The organism is Peribacillus sp. SIMBA_075 (assembly GCF_046534585.1).
The window spans coordinates 1-253 of record NZ_JAWRYN010001124.1; the positions used below are offsets into that span (position 1 = coordinate 1).

General features: G+C 36.0%; 1 pseudogene. It reads right to left on the minus strand.

The annotated features are described in order from the left end of the window. A pseudogene (locus tag SB775_RS31810) lies at window positions 1-253 on the minus strand (LCP family protein); the annotation flags it as partial.

Below are 253 nucleotides of genomic sequence, written 5' to 3' on the forward strand. Positions count from 1 at the left end.
GTAGAAGGAGGTGGTTCAGTTGGTGTTTTGTTCTGATTCTGATTCGTTTCTTTCTTTGCCTTTTCGTCAGAGTTAGAATTTGAAGAATGGTTTGATTCGGTTTTTGTAGTTGGATTTTCTTGAGTGTTTGCTGTTTCTCCTAATTCTTTTTTAATTTCGTTACGTACTGTCTCTACACCGATTGGATCTGGAAGGAAGTAATAAATACCACCTATTTTTTTGTCTTCTCCTTCAAGTTTGAACGTTTGCATTG